Here is an 11,772-nt window from a genome sequence, read left to right on the forward strand (position 1 = left end):
CGCTGCACCTACTTCCGCTGTGTACGACTTCGTCGTACGGTCGCTGCGCTCCCACGCCCGGATCAATCCCTCCACTCAGCCTTCCGATGTCGCTGGTTACGCAAGATCAAGGGCACTCGAGCTGGCGCTCATTGTTGAGTGGTGAGAAGCGTCGCATGGCTTGAAATCTTCAGTGGATTCGCCCCTCACCCCAGCCCTCTCCCGGAGGGAGAGGGAGCCGATCTTTGGGCTTTTCAGAATCCGAGTCCGGCTCGGTATCTCAGTCGGCGTATCTCTCACATCCACCGCGGTCAGTCCCCTCTCCCTCCGGGAGAGGGCTAGGGTGAGGGGCTTTTGATTTTCGCGTTCTGGCGCTCGTCGCCCGGATGGCGCTGCCCACGCAATGCGACGATGTCGCGCTTGGGCGCGGCGCCGAACAGTCGGCTGTATTCGCGGCTGAACTGCGACGGGCTTTCGTAGCCGACCTTGAAGGCAGCGCTGGAGGCATCCTGCTGTTCGTTGAGCATCAGCCGCCGCGCTTCGGTCAGGCGTAGCCACTTCTGATATTGCAGCGGGCTCATCGTCGTCAGTTGGCGGAAATGATGGTGGAAGGTCGGCGCGCTCATCTGCACCCGCGCGGCCAGTTCCTCGACTCGCAACGGTGAGGTGTAGTTGATTTTCAGCCAGTCGATGGCTTTGGCGATGCGGTAGCCTTGGCCGTCGACCGCAGTGATCTTACGCAGGCGCAGCGCCTGATCGCTTTGCAGCAGGCGAAAGTGGATCTCGCGCTGGATCAACGGCGCCAGCACCGGGATTGCCTCCGGCTCATCGAGCAGTGCGAGCAAGCGCTGGAACGCCAGCAGCATCGGCTGGGTGACGGAGCCGATACCGACGCTCTTGCGCTCGGCGCCGTCGCGGTATGACGGTGGCTCACTGTGCGCGGCCAGCTCGGCAAGCATTTGCACATCGAGCTTGAACGATAGGCCCAGGCAGGGCCGCTCGGGGCTGGCCTGCAACACTTCGGAATTGGCTGGCAGGTCCAGTGAGGTCAGCAGGAATCGTGAGGTGTCGTACAGGAAACCTTCGCCGCCCACCCACAGTTTTTTCTCACCCTGCGCCACCAGAATCACGCTGGGTTCGACCATGCACACCAGCGGCGACGAGGGTTGCTCGCGGCGGAAAAAACCGAGCCCGGCAATCGCCGTGGGGAAATCGCCCGGCACCTCGGCATGGGCGCCGATGGTCTGCGCTAGCTCGGCTTGCAGCGATAAATAGGGGGAAAGTGTCATGGTCATAGGGTTCCGTTAGCTCTGCGCTGAACTTTAGCGTGCCGGCGCGCGAGCGTCCCGCGCCAATGGCGCGACTCAGCGGATCAGGCAAGAAATCCAGCGAATCGCGCTACAGCCGTGCGCGCCTGGCCGGGACAATGGGCGTTTTGCGCAACACAGGATTCAAACAATGACCGCGACCATACCCACCCCGCCGCAACCGCACGCCTCATGGGGCGCGGTATTCGCCATGTCGCTTGCTGCCTTCGTATTGGTGGCCTCGGAGTTCATGCCGGTCAGCCTGCTGACGCCGATCGCCAGCGACCTGCACATCAGCGAAGGCCAGGCCGGCCAGGGCATTTCCGTGTCGGGGCTGTTTGCCCTGCTCACCAGCCTGCTGATTCCGTTGCTGGCCGCAAGAGTTGATCGCAAGCCGCTGCTGCTGTCGCTGACCGGGTTGATGATCGTCTCCGGGACTGTGGTCGCGTTCGCACCGAACTACACGGTGTTCATGCTCGGTCGCGCACTGATCGGTGTGGCGATTGGTGGCTTCTGGTCGCTGTCGGCAGCGACGGCCATGCGCCTGGTGCCGGATGAACAGGTCACGCGGGCGATGGCGATCGTCAACGGCGGCAATGCGCTGGCGACCGTGATTGCCGCGCCGCTGGGCAGTTTTCTCGGCGCGTTGATCGGCTGGCGCGGTGCGTTTTTCTGTGTGGTACCGATCGCGCTGCTGGCCGGGGCCTGGCTGATGTTCAGTCTGCCGTCGATGAAAGCCGCTGGTGGCGCCGCTTCCGGCAATGTCTTGCGCTTGCTCAAACGCCCGCCGGTGGCGTTGGGCATGCTCGCGGTCAGTGTGTTTTTCATGGGCCAGTTCATGCTGTTTACCTATCTGCGGCCGTTCCTTGAAACAGTCACTCAGGTCAACGTCTCGGTGCTCTCGTTGATGTTGCTCGGCCTTGGCGCGGCCGGGCTGGCCGGGACTTTCCTGATCGAAGGGTTTGTGAAAAAAAGCCTGCATCGCACGCTGATCGTCATTCCGCTGTTGATGGCCGTGATAGCGATGGCGCTCATTGCCTTTGGTGGTTCAACCGTCGTTACAGCGGTGCTGCTCGGGTTGTGGGGTCTGGTGGCGACGGCGGCGCCGGTGGGCTGGTGGACATGGCTGGCGCGAACCCTGCCGGATGCCGCCGAAGCGGGCGGCGGTCTGATGGTCGCGGTGGTGCAGTTCGCTATCGCCTCGGGTGCGATTGTCGGCGGCGTGCTGTTTGACATGAGCGGCTATCGCGCGACGTTCGAATCCAGCGCCGGGCTGCTCGTCGTTGCGGCGGTGCTGGCGTTGCTCGCGGCGCGAGCGGCGTCACGGGTGCCGCAGCCATCGATGAGCCTGACCTGACTCGTCGTCCCGAATCCTCAAACGACAAAAGCCCGCTTTCAAAGCGGGCTTTGTTGTGTAGCCATACCAATTACTTTTGCTGTGCAGTCAGCGCCGTATAGCTGTTCATCAGGTTGCGGTAGTTGGGAATACGCTGTGACAGCAGGTTACCGAGGCCTTCGATGTCGTTGCGCCAGTCGCGGTGCAGCTCACAGGCCACCGAGAACCAGTTCATCATTTGTGCGCCAGCCTGGGTCATGCGGCTCCATGCGGCTTGTTGCACGGTGGTGTTGAAGGTGCCCGAAGCGTCGGTGACCACGAACACATCAAAACCTTCCGCCAGTGCCGACAGGGTCGGGAACGCTACGCAAACATCGGTGACCACACCGGCAATGATGATTTGCTTGCGGCCGGTGGCCTTGATCGCTTTGACGAAGTCTTCGTTGTCCCAGGCGTTGATCTGGCCCGGGCGAGCGATGTACGGCGCGTTCGGGAACATCTCTTTCAGTTCCGGGACCAGCGGGCCGTTCGGGCCTTGTTCGAAGCTGGTGGTGAGAATGGTCGGCAGTTCGAAGAACTTCGCCAAATCGGCCAGGGCCAGCACATTGTTCTTGAACTCGTTGGGCGAGAAGTCCTGCACCAACGAAATCAGACCGGTCTGGTGGTCAACCAGCAGCACGATGGCGTCGTCTTTGTTCAGGCGGTTGTAGGTTGGAGTGGTCATGGTGGGCATCCCTTTTCAAGTTTGAAGTTTGTTGTTGCGTTCAAGTTGGGTACAGATTACTGACCCATCGAAAAGGGATAAATCGGCTGAAAGGCGTTTCACCGTCCACTCAAACGAGACAATCCACACCCGCTGATCAATGCCATTAGTCCACGCACTGTTAAGTTCATGGAACACATCGATGCACCCGGCATCACTCGTCTTGCAACTTACCCACTTCATCTGTCCGAGATTGTGGAGGTATTTATGCCTGTCGATATCAGCCGTTTGCGTATCACCACGCCTGTCGCCACTTCGCCCACCAACCCGGTCGCACTGGAGTTGATGGGCGATGAGGCGTTGTTGCGTTTTCCTGAAGTCATCAGCCGCCAGCCCGATGGCAGCATCCGTTTCAGCGCACCAACCCTTGGCGCCTCTAGCAAAAGCACTCATCGCACGCGCTGCGAATGGAAAGAGCCGGTGTACTGGACGCTGGAAAGTGCGGCGCTACACGTCAATCGCCAACGCATGACGCTCACACAAGTCAACTCCGCGCAAAAAGTGGTGATTGCGCAGATGCACGTCAAGGACAACGACAGCCCGGCGATCAAGGTGTTCTGGAACAAGAACAAAATCACCTGGGGCTTTCGCCAGAGCTTCAACCAGCCCGACCCGGTCAACAGCACGATCGCCAGCAATATTGGCCTCAACGTGCCCTTCACGGTCGAGATCAACGTCAGCGCAGCAGGGCTGGTCAACGTGCTGGTGACCTGCAATGGCGTGACCGCCTCGGCGCCGCCGCAGCAAATGGACAGCAGTTGGGCCAGCCAGCGTTTCAACTTTCATGGCGGTGTCTACAACCAGATCGATTACAGCGCGACCACGGCTGCCACCGATGGCTCGGTCTGTCTGATCCACGACTTGTTGATCAGCCATTGATCGTTCGACCGCTTATCGGGCAACTGTAAAACAATCAAAACGATTCACGCTTTGGCGTTATCGGAATTAGTGTCCGTTGCGTTAACGGACTGCAAGTTAACCCTCACTGTTGTCGGAGAACCATCATGACTACCGGTAATAAGAATCAGGGCAATAACAAGACCTCCACCAGCGATAAAAAAGGCTCGTCGGGCAGCGGCAATGGCGGCAACTTTGCCAACGACCGCGAAAAAGCCTCGGAAGCCGGCCGTAAGGGCGGGCAACAGAGCCATGGCGGCGGACGCAAGTCGTAAGCGCCAGTTCGGGGGCGGCCTCGCTGCCCCTTTCATATTGAGGTCTGCCATGAAAGCGCCTGTCGAAAATCACCACTGCGCCATGCAAATGGAAAAGGCTGAAGAGCCTGCCCACGAAATGGAGCTAAGCTCTCCTCCAGGCCTGACAGTGGCAGAGGATCAGCCTCAACAATCTGTCAGCGCGCCAGAGCCGCCGCGCCCTGTTCCCGCGGTGGCGTCGCGCAGTTGCTACGAGCGCCTGCAAGGCGCCGCTCAGGCCGAGCGCCAGTGCGGGGCGACGCACACCCGACCTGTTTGCGAGCGCGGTTACTGAGCAAGCCAGTCAAAGCAGTCTGTTGACCCGCATCGTCAAAACGCCATTAAACAGCGAGGTGACTCATGCCCGTTCACGTCATCAATTTCACGGGGCCGATCAACGCCTCCACCTGCGGCCAATTGATCGACAAAGCCTCCGTCGCCGTACAACAAAAAGCCTCGAAGCTGATTGTTAACATCGCCACGATGGGTGGCGAATGCAGTTACGGTTTCACCATGTACAACTTTCTCTTGTCGCTGCCGATTCCGGTGCACACGCACAATCTGGGCACGGTCGAGTCGATGGGCAACATCGTGTTTCTTGCCGGCGAGCGCCGCTCGGCGTGTACCCACAGCAAGTTTCTCTTCCACCCTTTCCACTGGCATTTGCAGGGCGCGGTCGATCATTCGCGCATGTCGGAATACGCCATGAGCCTGGATTACGACTTGTACCTGTATGCGCGCATCGTCGCCGAACGCACGGAAGGTGCCCGGGAAACGCTGGAGACCGAGAAATACCTGACGGCGGCCCCGCGCATCATCGACCCTTCGCAGGCCATGCTGTGTGGCTTGATCGACGCGATCGAGGCGCCGGTGATTACGGCCGAATCAGTGAATTCGATCATTCACGGCTGACGGCCCCGCAGTTGCCCTTCAGCCCTGCCCTTCGAACCAGCGAGGTCATCTTTTCTTACACCTTTTATGGCGCTATCCCGCACCATCCAGCGATCCGTGGCCGGCGCCTGCCTGCAGTTTGGTATCATGCGCCGCTTTTACGGTTAACCCCCCGCCAGTCCTGTCGACTGACGGGCTGCAAAAGGCGGTATTAGATGACGGCTTTGTTGACTCGCCGCAAGGTACTTGCGGGAATGGGCGTGCTCGGGCTGGGCCTGCTCGCCGGCTGCGACACCCGCGGCCAACTGTCGTACAAGTACGGCAAGGATCTGAGTAACAAGATCATGGGGCGCACCTTCAAACTGAAGAACACCGACGGCGAAACCATGACGCTGTCGAGCTTTCGCGGCATGATGCCGATGGTGTTCTTCGGTTTCACCCAGTGCCCGGCCGTGTGCCCGACCACCCTCGCCCGCGCGGCGAAGATCAAGAAGCTGATGGGCGCCGACGGCGATCGCTTGCAGGTGATCTTCATCACCCTCGATCCAGAGCGCGACACCCCTGAAATTCTCGACGCCTACATGAAAGCCTTCGACCCGACCTTCGTCGCGCTGTACGGCACGCTTGAGGAAACCCAGGCCACGGCCAAGGAATTCGACGTGTTCTACGAGAAGGTTCCGGCCGGCGACACCTACACCATCTCGCACACCGCGACCAGTTACGTCTACGACTCCAACGGCGGTTTGCGCCTGGGGCTGTCCACATCGCTTTCGGCAGAACAATGCACGGAAGATTTGCTCACTGTTATGGAGGTCTGCTGATGCGTCCTGTCTTGAACCACATCAAACGCGCTGTACTGGGTCTGTCGTTGCTGGGCCTGGCTTTTCAGGCCGCGGCGCAAACCACAGTCGACGACGCTTGGGTCCGCGCCACCGTGCCGACCCAGACCGCCAGCGGCGCGTTCATGACCCTGACCGCTGACAGCGACAGCAAGTTGCTCAGCGTGGCTTCACCAGTCGCCAAAGACGTGCAGATCCACGAAATGACCATGAAGAACGACGTCATGAGCATGGGCCCGGTGAAATCGGTCGACCTGCCGGCGGGCAAAGCGGTCGCGTTTGATCCCAATGGTTATCACGTGATGTTGATGGGGCTGACCGGTCAGCTCAAGGAAGGCGAAAGCGTGCCGCTGACCCTGACCGTGGAAAACGCCAAGGGCGAGAAAGAGACCCTCGAGGTGAAGGCGCCGGTGCGTGCGCTGACCAACATGCAAGGGCACGATCACAGCAAGATGCATTGATTGCCGAGTGATCTGAAAGGGGCGGCTTGATTGATCAGGCTGCCCTTTTTTGTGTCTGATGGCCGACCCGGAATTTCACGTCAGTGAATATCGTAAAAGCACATTGACGATAATCGAAACGCTCGACGGTTTATCCGCCTTAACAGCGCCATGCTATTCTCCGACAGAGCAAATGAGGGGTTAAAAAATGACCGAATCAGCCAGTGACAGCGTTGCGAACGAAGTCCGCAAACTCGCTAAAAAGCACAGGGTCGGCGCCGACCGTGACGGTCTGAGTTGCATGGCTGCGACGATTACGCGGCTCGCCGGAGATGCCGTTGAGTTGGACGGTATTGAGCAATTGCTGGTGAACCTGAAACGTAAGGGTGTCCTCAACAAGGCAGAGATGATGGTCTTGCAAGGACGTTACCTCCAGGAAAAACGGCGTTCGAAAGAGCAACTCAGCGCATGACGTTCGACCCCTTTGGCGACTTCGACACTGAAGGCTACCTTCGAAACTCGCTCAAGTTGAAAGATTCTGTTGAAGTCACAGAATCGGAACACCTTTCTTTCGAGGCCAGTATCGAAGACGCGCTTGCTCACTTGGCGAAAAAAAGACCTATCGATTACAAAGCGGTACTCAAAACCCACGAAATCTTGTTCTCCGGTTTCTACCCTTGGGCAGGGAAGGACAGAAATGAGCTGGTTCCCCATTTGGCGGTAGGCATTTCCAGCCGTGACGAATGGCCCGGCGTAATCGGCGGTATAAAGGGGCTGGACGGGTTGGATAAGGAAGGGATCATCTACGCGAATCTCGACAATCCTGATATCCAGCAACTATATAAGACTTACAGAACGCAGCCCATCGAGTGACCAAGCAAAAAGCCTGCTGTTAACGCAGGCTTTCTTTTGTCTGGCCGCCGGTCCCCTTTTGCATTCTCGCTGCGTCACGCGAACCTGAGTGCGTGCTTATCGCATTCGCGCTTGATTAAACGCATGTTGAAACGTTGTACTAGGATAGGATCCAAACCTGCAGGAAATTTTACCGGCCAGGGAGCTCACGCCGGGACTGCAAGGATACGAGCCGCTCAATGCCACTCACGGATGAAGACATGAACTCACACCTGTTTCCGCACATCGGCAAGGTCATTGCCAGCACCGGCAGCCGCCATTTCCCGCGCATGCTGCATGACCTGATTCGCACGCAACTGGCGGTGGACGCTACGCATATCCGGCAGATGCGTGTCGAACCGGTGACGCAGCGCTGCGAACCCGAACCGACGAGGGAGGCGGCGTTACGCGCCGACACGCTGTTCAGCGAACACAGCGACCGGCCGCCGCCCGAGACATCGCCAACCGTCGCCGACGCTGCGCAATTGCACCTGACCCGGCGCAAGGACGGTTACCGTTACGTGATTTCGGTGTACCGCAACGATCAGTCGGAACGCTTTTCTGCCCAGGAACGCAGCCTGCTGCAGGACATCTCGCCGGTACTGCTGCCGATGGTCGAAAAACACATCAACGCCGTGCAGCCGCTGGAGATCGACTCGCAAACGCTTGCACCAAACGCCGAAACCAGCGGCCTGGAGACCCTGCGCCTGCGCTTCAACGAGCGCTTGCAGCAACTGGGTTTGAAGCTGTCGAACCGCGAAAGCGCGGTGTGCATCGGCCTGCTCGCCGGGCACACCGCGCCGGAACTGGCCGCGCAGCTGCAGCTCAAGGTCAACACCGTGGAAAGCTACCTCAAGCGCGCGGCGATCAAACTGGGCATCAGCGGCCGGCATTCGTTGATGAAGTGGATGTATTCGCCGCAGGACAGCGCGGCAGCCCCCACCCCCTGACCCAGCGCGATCAATCCCGCGCCAGCGCTTCGATCGGGTCCAGCCGTGAAGCGTTGCGCGCGGGCACGAAGCCGAACACCACGCCGATCAAGGTCGAACAGAACACTGCGGTCAGCACCGAGCCCATGGAAAACACCATCTCCCATTCCTTGATGAACACCGAGAACAGATGGCCGATGGCATACGACAGGGAAATGCCGATGGCGCCACCGAGCAGACAGACCATCACCGCTTCCACCAGAAACTGCTGACGAATGTCCGACTGGCGCGCGCCCACCGCCATGCGAATGCCGATCTCGCGGGTCCGTTCGGTCACGGAAACCAGCATGATGTTCATCACGCCGATGCCGCCGACCACCAGCGAAATCACCGCAATCAGTGACAATAGCAACGCCAGCGAGCGGCTGGTTTTCTGCACGGTCTGCATGATGCTGTCGAGGTTGTTGGTGAAGAAATCCTTGCTGCCGTGACGCTGCAGCATCAACTTGTTGACGTTGTCCTCCACCACTTTGCTCGGCTGGCCGTCCTTGATGCGCACGCTGATGCTGTCCAGATAGCGCTGGCCGAGCAGGCGCCCGGCAGCGGTTTCGTAGGGCACCCAGACGTTGAGTGACTTGCTCGCGGCAAACAGGTTCTTGTTCTCCGCCGCGACACCGATCACGGTGCACGGCAGATTACCGATCAGGATTACCTGCCCCAGCGGATCGACCTGCTCGCCGAACAGGCGCTGACGGGTCTTGTGATCGATCACCACCACCTGAGCCTGACGCCGCGCATCGCTTTCGCTGAAATGAATGCCCGCCGCCATCTTTATCCCGCGCACCTGAAAATACAGATCGCTGACGCCGTTGACCTGGGCATCGACATCGATATTGCGGTAACGCAACAGCAGATTGCGGCCCACCACCGGTGTCGCGCTGTCGACGTAATACAGTTGATTGAGGGCCGCAACATCGGCAGGCACCAGGGTTTCGATGGCGGCGGATCGGCTGTCGCCGAAACTGGTCCCGGAATATATATCGATGGTGTTGCTGCCGATCGCCTGAATGTCCTTGAGCACATAGCGCTTGGCACCCTCGCCGATCGCCGAAATGGACACCACCGAAGTGATGCCGATGACGATGCCGAGCATGGTCAGCAAGGTGCGCATGCGGTGCGAAATCAACGCGACCCAGGCCATGTTGAAGGCTTCCTTGAACAGCCCGAGGCTGGCGACCAGACGCCGTGCTGCGGTGGCTTGCGGCGCCGCCCGGTCGTCGCTCACCGAGGCTTCGCTGTCGGGCACGTTGCGCCGGTCGCTGAGGATTTCGCCGTCGCTGACTTCGATGATGCGCTCGGCATTGGCCGCGACTTTCGGGTCGTGGGTCACCAGAATCACCGTGTGCCCGGCGGCGTGCAGCTCCTGCAGAATGTGCATGACCTCCTTGCCGCTGGTCGTGTCGAGGGCACCGGTTGGCTCATCGGCGAGGATCACTTCACCGCCGTTCATCAAGGCGCGGGCAATACTGACGCGCTGCTGCTGGCCGCCAGACAACTGGCTTGGTCGGTGCGTCAGGTGCCGTTCCAGCCCCAGCCGCGCCAACAGCTCGCGGGCGCGGGCGTGGCGTTGCGGCTCCGGGGTGCCGGCGTATATCGCCGGGATCTCGACGTTGTGCATGGCACTCAGATGCGGCAGCAAGTGATAGCGCTGGAAAATGAAACCGAAGTAGTCGCGGCGCAGTGCTGCCAGCGCCTCGCTATCGAGGTCGCGGGTTTCCCGGCCGTTGATCCTGTAACTGCCGGCGGTGGCGTAATCGAGACAGCCAAGGATGTTCATCAGCGTCGATTTGCCGGAGCCGGACGCACCGATGATCGCCACCATTTCCCCGGCGTGTATCGTCAGATCGATGTCTTTCAGCGCCAGGAATTCACGATCGCCAGCAATGAAGCTGCGGGTGATGCCACTCAGTTGCAGCAGGGCGTCGGCCATGATCAGGACCCCGCCACAGCGGACACCGGATCACCGATCACCACGCGATCACCTTCGACCAGACCTTCGTTGATCTGCACCTTGACGTTGTTGTTGATGCCGACCTGCACAGTGCGTGGCTGGGCCTGACCCTTGGCATCGAGCACACGCACCGGATAGCTGCCATCACCGTTGCGCGCGCCGAGTGCCGCCACTGGAACCATGAGCACTGACTTCGCCGTGTCGAGCACCACGCGCACCTGCGCGGTCATGGAAATGCGCAAGCGATGATCCGGGTTCGGCACCTCGAACAATGCGTTGTAGAACACCGCGGTGTTCTGCTTCGGCGTGCCGGCCGGCGGGGTTTCGAGGAAGTTCTGCGGTGCCGGCTCAGTGCCGCGCAGCTTGCCGTAATAACGCTTGTCTTCACCCAGAATGGTGAAATACACCTCCTGCCCCGGCGCGATGTGAATCACATCCGCTTCCGACACCTGCGCCTTGACCGTCATGGTATCCAGATCGGCCAGCTTGAGCAGGATCGGCGCCAACTGGTTAGCGATCACTGTCTGCCCTTCCTGCGTAACGATGCCGACCACATCGCCGTCGATGGGCGCAATGATCCGTGTATAGGCCAGGTTGACCTTGGCGGTGTCGATCTGGATATGCGCACTCTTGATCTGCGCCTCCAGTGACAGCAGATTGGCCTGCTGCACTTCGTAATTCGACTGCGCGGTTTCGAAATCCTGGCGGGAGATCGACGCGTCTTCCTGCAAGTTCCGGTAACGCTCGAACAAGGCCTTGGTCTGGCGCAGTTGCGCCTGGGTCGCACGTTTTTGCGCTTGCAGGTTTTCTTCATCGACCTGGGCCTGACGCAGGGTGTTCTGCAACACCAGTGGATCGATTTCCGCCAGCCACTGGCCCTTCTTCACCTTGTCGCCCACCTTGACCTTGAGCGACTTCAATTGCCCCGACACCTGCGCGCCGACATCGACCTGCTTGATGCCCTCGAGCAACCCGGTGGCGAGCACCGCGTTCTCGATGTCACCGCGTTCCACCGTGGCCGTCAGGTACTGCGGCGCTTGCGCCGGCGCCTGTACCGCGTACAGCAACAAGCCGGCGACCGCCGCCAGCGCTACACCCAAAGCGACTTTGCGCAACTTCGACTTTTCCATAAATAAACCACAAATCCGTTCAGGGTTGAGCCCGGCCAGCGGCCGGGCTGCAAGACGTACACATCG

Annotated in this window: 13 protein-coding genes and 1 pseudogene; 10 read left to right on the forward strand and 4 right to left on the reverse strand. The window is 59.9% G+C overall.

Translation table 11 applies throughout. The annotated features are described in order from the left end of the window. Positions 1 to 317 precede the first annotated feature (317 nt). On the reverse strand, positions 318 to 1,268 hold the full coding sequence (locus tag ACYYKW_RS18735; RefSeq protein WP_464990802.1) for an AraC family transcriptional regulator: 951 nt from the start codon (positions 1,266 to 1,268) through the stop codon (positions 318 to 320). Positions 1,269 to 1,437: 169 nt separating this feature from the next. Between ACYYKW_RS18735 and ACYYKW_RS18740 the strand changes: the two genes are divergently transcribed. Further along, complete coding sequence (locus ACYYKW_RS18740; protein WP_464990803.1) at positions 1,438 to 2,643, forward strand: MFS transporter; 1,206 nt, start codon at positions 1,438 to 1,440, stop codon at positions 2,641 to 2,643. 70 nt (positions 2,644 to 2,713) lie between these two features. Here ACYYKW_RS18740 and ycaC read toward each other — a convergent pair whose 3' ends face one another. Beyond that, positions 2,714 to 3,346 carry an isochorismate family cysteine hydrolase YcaC gene (gene ycaC, locus ACYYKW_RS18745; RefSeq protein WP_093100931.1) on the reverse strand — a complete coding sequence of 211 codons (633 nt, stop codon included), beginning with the start codon at positions 3,344 to 3,346 and terminating at the stop codon, positions 2,714 to 2,716. A 246-nt stretch (positions 3,347 to 3,592) separates the two neighbouring features. Here ycaC and ACYYKW_RS18750 point away from each other — a divergent pair, with 246 nt between their 5' ends. The 9 genes and pseudogenes from ACYYKW_RS18750 to ACYYKW_RS18790 all read left to right on the forward strand — a co-directional run bounded on the left by ACYYKW_RS18750 (position 3,593) and on the right by ACYYKW_RS18790 (position 8,586). Further along, positions 3,593 to 4,264, forward strand: coding sequence for a polysaccharide lyase family 7 protein (locus tag ACYYKW_RS18750; protein ID WP_464990804.1), 672 nt, complete (start codon positions 3,593 to 3,595; stop codon positions 4,262 to 4,264). Between the two features lie 197 nt (positions 4,265 to 4,461). Further along, positions 4,462 to 4,557 (forward strand): annotated as a pseudogene (locus ACYYKW_RS18755) (con-10 family general stress protein); the annotation flags it as partial. A 49-nt stretch (positions 4,558 to 4,606) separates the two neighbouring features. Next, positions 4,607 to 4,870 (forward strand): hypothetical protein, encoded by a 264-nt coding sequence (locus tag ACYYKW_RS18760; RefSeq protein ID WP_464990805.1) that lies wholly within the window; start codon positions 4,607 to 4,609, stop codon positions 4,868 to 4,870. Positions 4,871 to 4,935: 65 nt separating this feature from the next. Further along, on the forward strand, positions 4,936 to 5,487 hold the full coding sequence (locus ACYYKW_RS18765; protein WP_093100927.1) for an ATP-dependent Clp protease proteolytic subunit: 552 nt from the start codon (positions 4,936 to 4,938) through the stop codon (positions 5,485 to 5,487). Between the two features lie 194 nt (positions 5,488 to 5,681). Then, positions 5,682 to 6,287: an SCO family protein gene (locus ACYYKW_RS18770; protein ID WP_090284058.1), complete on the forward strand. Its 606-nt coding sequence runs from the start codon at positions 5,682 to 5,684 to the stop codon at positions 6,285 to 6,287. After that, positions 6,287 to 6,766 carry a copper chaperone PCu(A)C gene (locus tag ACYYKW_RS18775; protein ID WP_206416198.1) on the forward strand — a complete coding sequence of 160 codons (480 nt, stop codon included), beginning with the start codon at positions 6,287 to 6,289 and terminating at the stop codon, positions 6,764 to 6,766. The genes ACYYKW_RS18770 and ACYYKW_RS18775 overlap by 1 nt, the downstream gene beginning before the upstream one ends. 187 nt (positions 6,767 to 6,953) lie before the next feature. Next, the gene (locus ACYYKW_RS18780) at positions 6,954 to 7,217 is read left to right on the forward strand and encodes a hypothetical protein (RefSeq protein WP_464990806.1); all 264 of its coding nucleotides are present in this window, start codon (positions 6,954 to 6,956) and stop codon (positions 7,215 to 7,217) included. Continuing rightward, positions 7,214 to 7,618, forward strand: coding sequence for a hypothetical protein (locus tag ACYYKW_RS18785; protein ID WP_464990807.1), 405 nt, complete (start codon positions 7,214 to 7,216; stop codon positions 7,616 to 7,618). The genes ACYYKW_RS18780 and ACYYKW_RS18785 overlap by 4 nt, the downstream gene beginning before the upstream one ends. Before the next feature lie 239 nt (positions 7,619 to 7,857). Further along, entirely contained in the window at positions 7,858 to 8,586 is a 729-nt protein-coding gene (locus ACYYKW_RS18790) for a helix-turn-helix transcriptional regulator (RefSeq protein WP_464990808.1), read from the forward strand. 10 nt (positions 8,587 to 8,596) lie between these two features. Here ACYYKW_RS18790 and ACYYKW_RS18795 read toward each other — a convergent pair whose 3' ends face one another. Next, entirely contained in the window at positions 8,597 to 10,555 is a 1,959-nt protein-coding gene (locus tag ACYYKW_RS18795; protein ID WP_464990809.1) for a MacB family efflux pump subunit, read from the reverse strand. Positions 10,556 to 10,557: 2 nt separating this feature from the next. Continuing rightward, on the reverse strand, positions 10,558 to 11,706 hold the full coding sequence (gene macA / locus ACYYKW_RS18800; RefSeq protein WP_464990810.1) for a macrolide transporter subunit MacA: 1,149 nt from the start codon (positions 11,704 to 11,706) through the stop codon (positions 10,558 to 10,560). Between the last annotated feature and the right edge of the window lie 66 nt (positions 11,707 to 11,772).

It is taken from the genome of Pseudomonas sp. 15C (assembly GCF_055484735.1).

What these genes read in the sequence shown, in the direction of transcription:
- ACYYKW_RS18735 (WP_464990802.1), bottom strand. Translation starts at nt 1,268, where the DNA reads ATGACACTTTCCCCCTATTTATCGCTGCAAGCCGAGCTAGCGCAGACC.
- ACYYKW_RS18790 (WP_464990808.1), top strand. Translation starts at nt 7,858, where the DNA reads ATGAACTCACACCTGTTTCCGCACATCGGCAAGGTCATTGCCAGCACC.
- ACYYKW_RS18750 (WP_464990804.1), top strand. Translation starts at nt 3,593, where the DNA reads ATGCCTGTCGATATCAGCCGTTTGCGTATCACCACGCCTGTCGCCACT.
- ACYYKW_RS18795 (WP_464990809.1), bottom strand. Translation starts at nt 10,555, where the DNA reads ATGGCCGACGCCCTGCTGCAACTGAGTGGCATCACCCGCAGCTTCATT.
- ACYYKW_RS18765 (WP_093100927.1), top strand. Translation starts at nt 4,936, where the DNA reads ATGCCCGTTCACGTCATCAATTTCACGGGGCCGATCAACGCCTCCACC.
- macA (WP_464990810.1), bottom strand. Translation starts at nt 11,706, where the DNA reads ATGGAAAAGTCGAAGTTGCGCAAAGTCGCTTTGGGTGTAGCGCTGGCG.
- ACYYKW_RS18740 (WP_464990803.1), top strand. Translation starts at nt 1,438, where the DNA reads ATGACCGCGACCATACCCACCCCGCCGCAACCGCACGCCTCATGGGGC.
- ACYYKW_RS18780 (WP_464990806.1), top strand. Translation starts at nt 6,954, where the DNA reads ATGACCGAATCAGCCAGTGACAGCGTTGCGAACGAAGTCCGCAAACTC.
- ACYYKW_RS18770 (WP_090284058.1), top strand. Translation starts at nt 5,682, where the DNA reads ATGACGGCTTTGTTGACTCGCCGCAAGGTACTTGCGGGAATGGGCGTG.
- ACYYKW_RS18775 (WP_206416198.1), top strand. Translation starts at nt 6,287, where the DNA reads ATGCGTCCTGTCTTGAACCACATCAAACGCGCTGTACTGGGTCTGTCG.
- ycaC (WP_093100931.1), bottom strand. Translation starts at nt 3,346, where the DNA reads ATGACCACTCCAACCTACAACCGCCTGAACAAAGACGACGCCATCGTG.
- ACYYKW_RS18760 (WP_464990805.1), top strand. Translation starts at nt 4,607, where the DNA reads ATGAAAGCGCCTGTCGAAAATCACCACTGCGCCATGCAAATGGAAAAG.
- ACYYKW_RS18785 (WP_464990807.1), top strand. Translation starts at nt 7,214, where the DNA reads ATGACGTTCGACCCCTTTGGCGACTTCGACACTGAAGGCTACCTTCGA.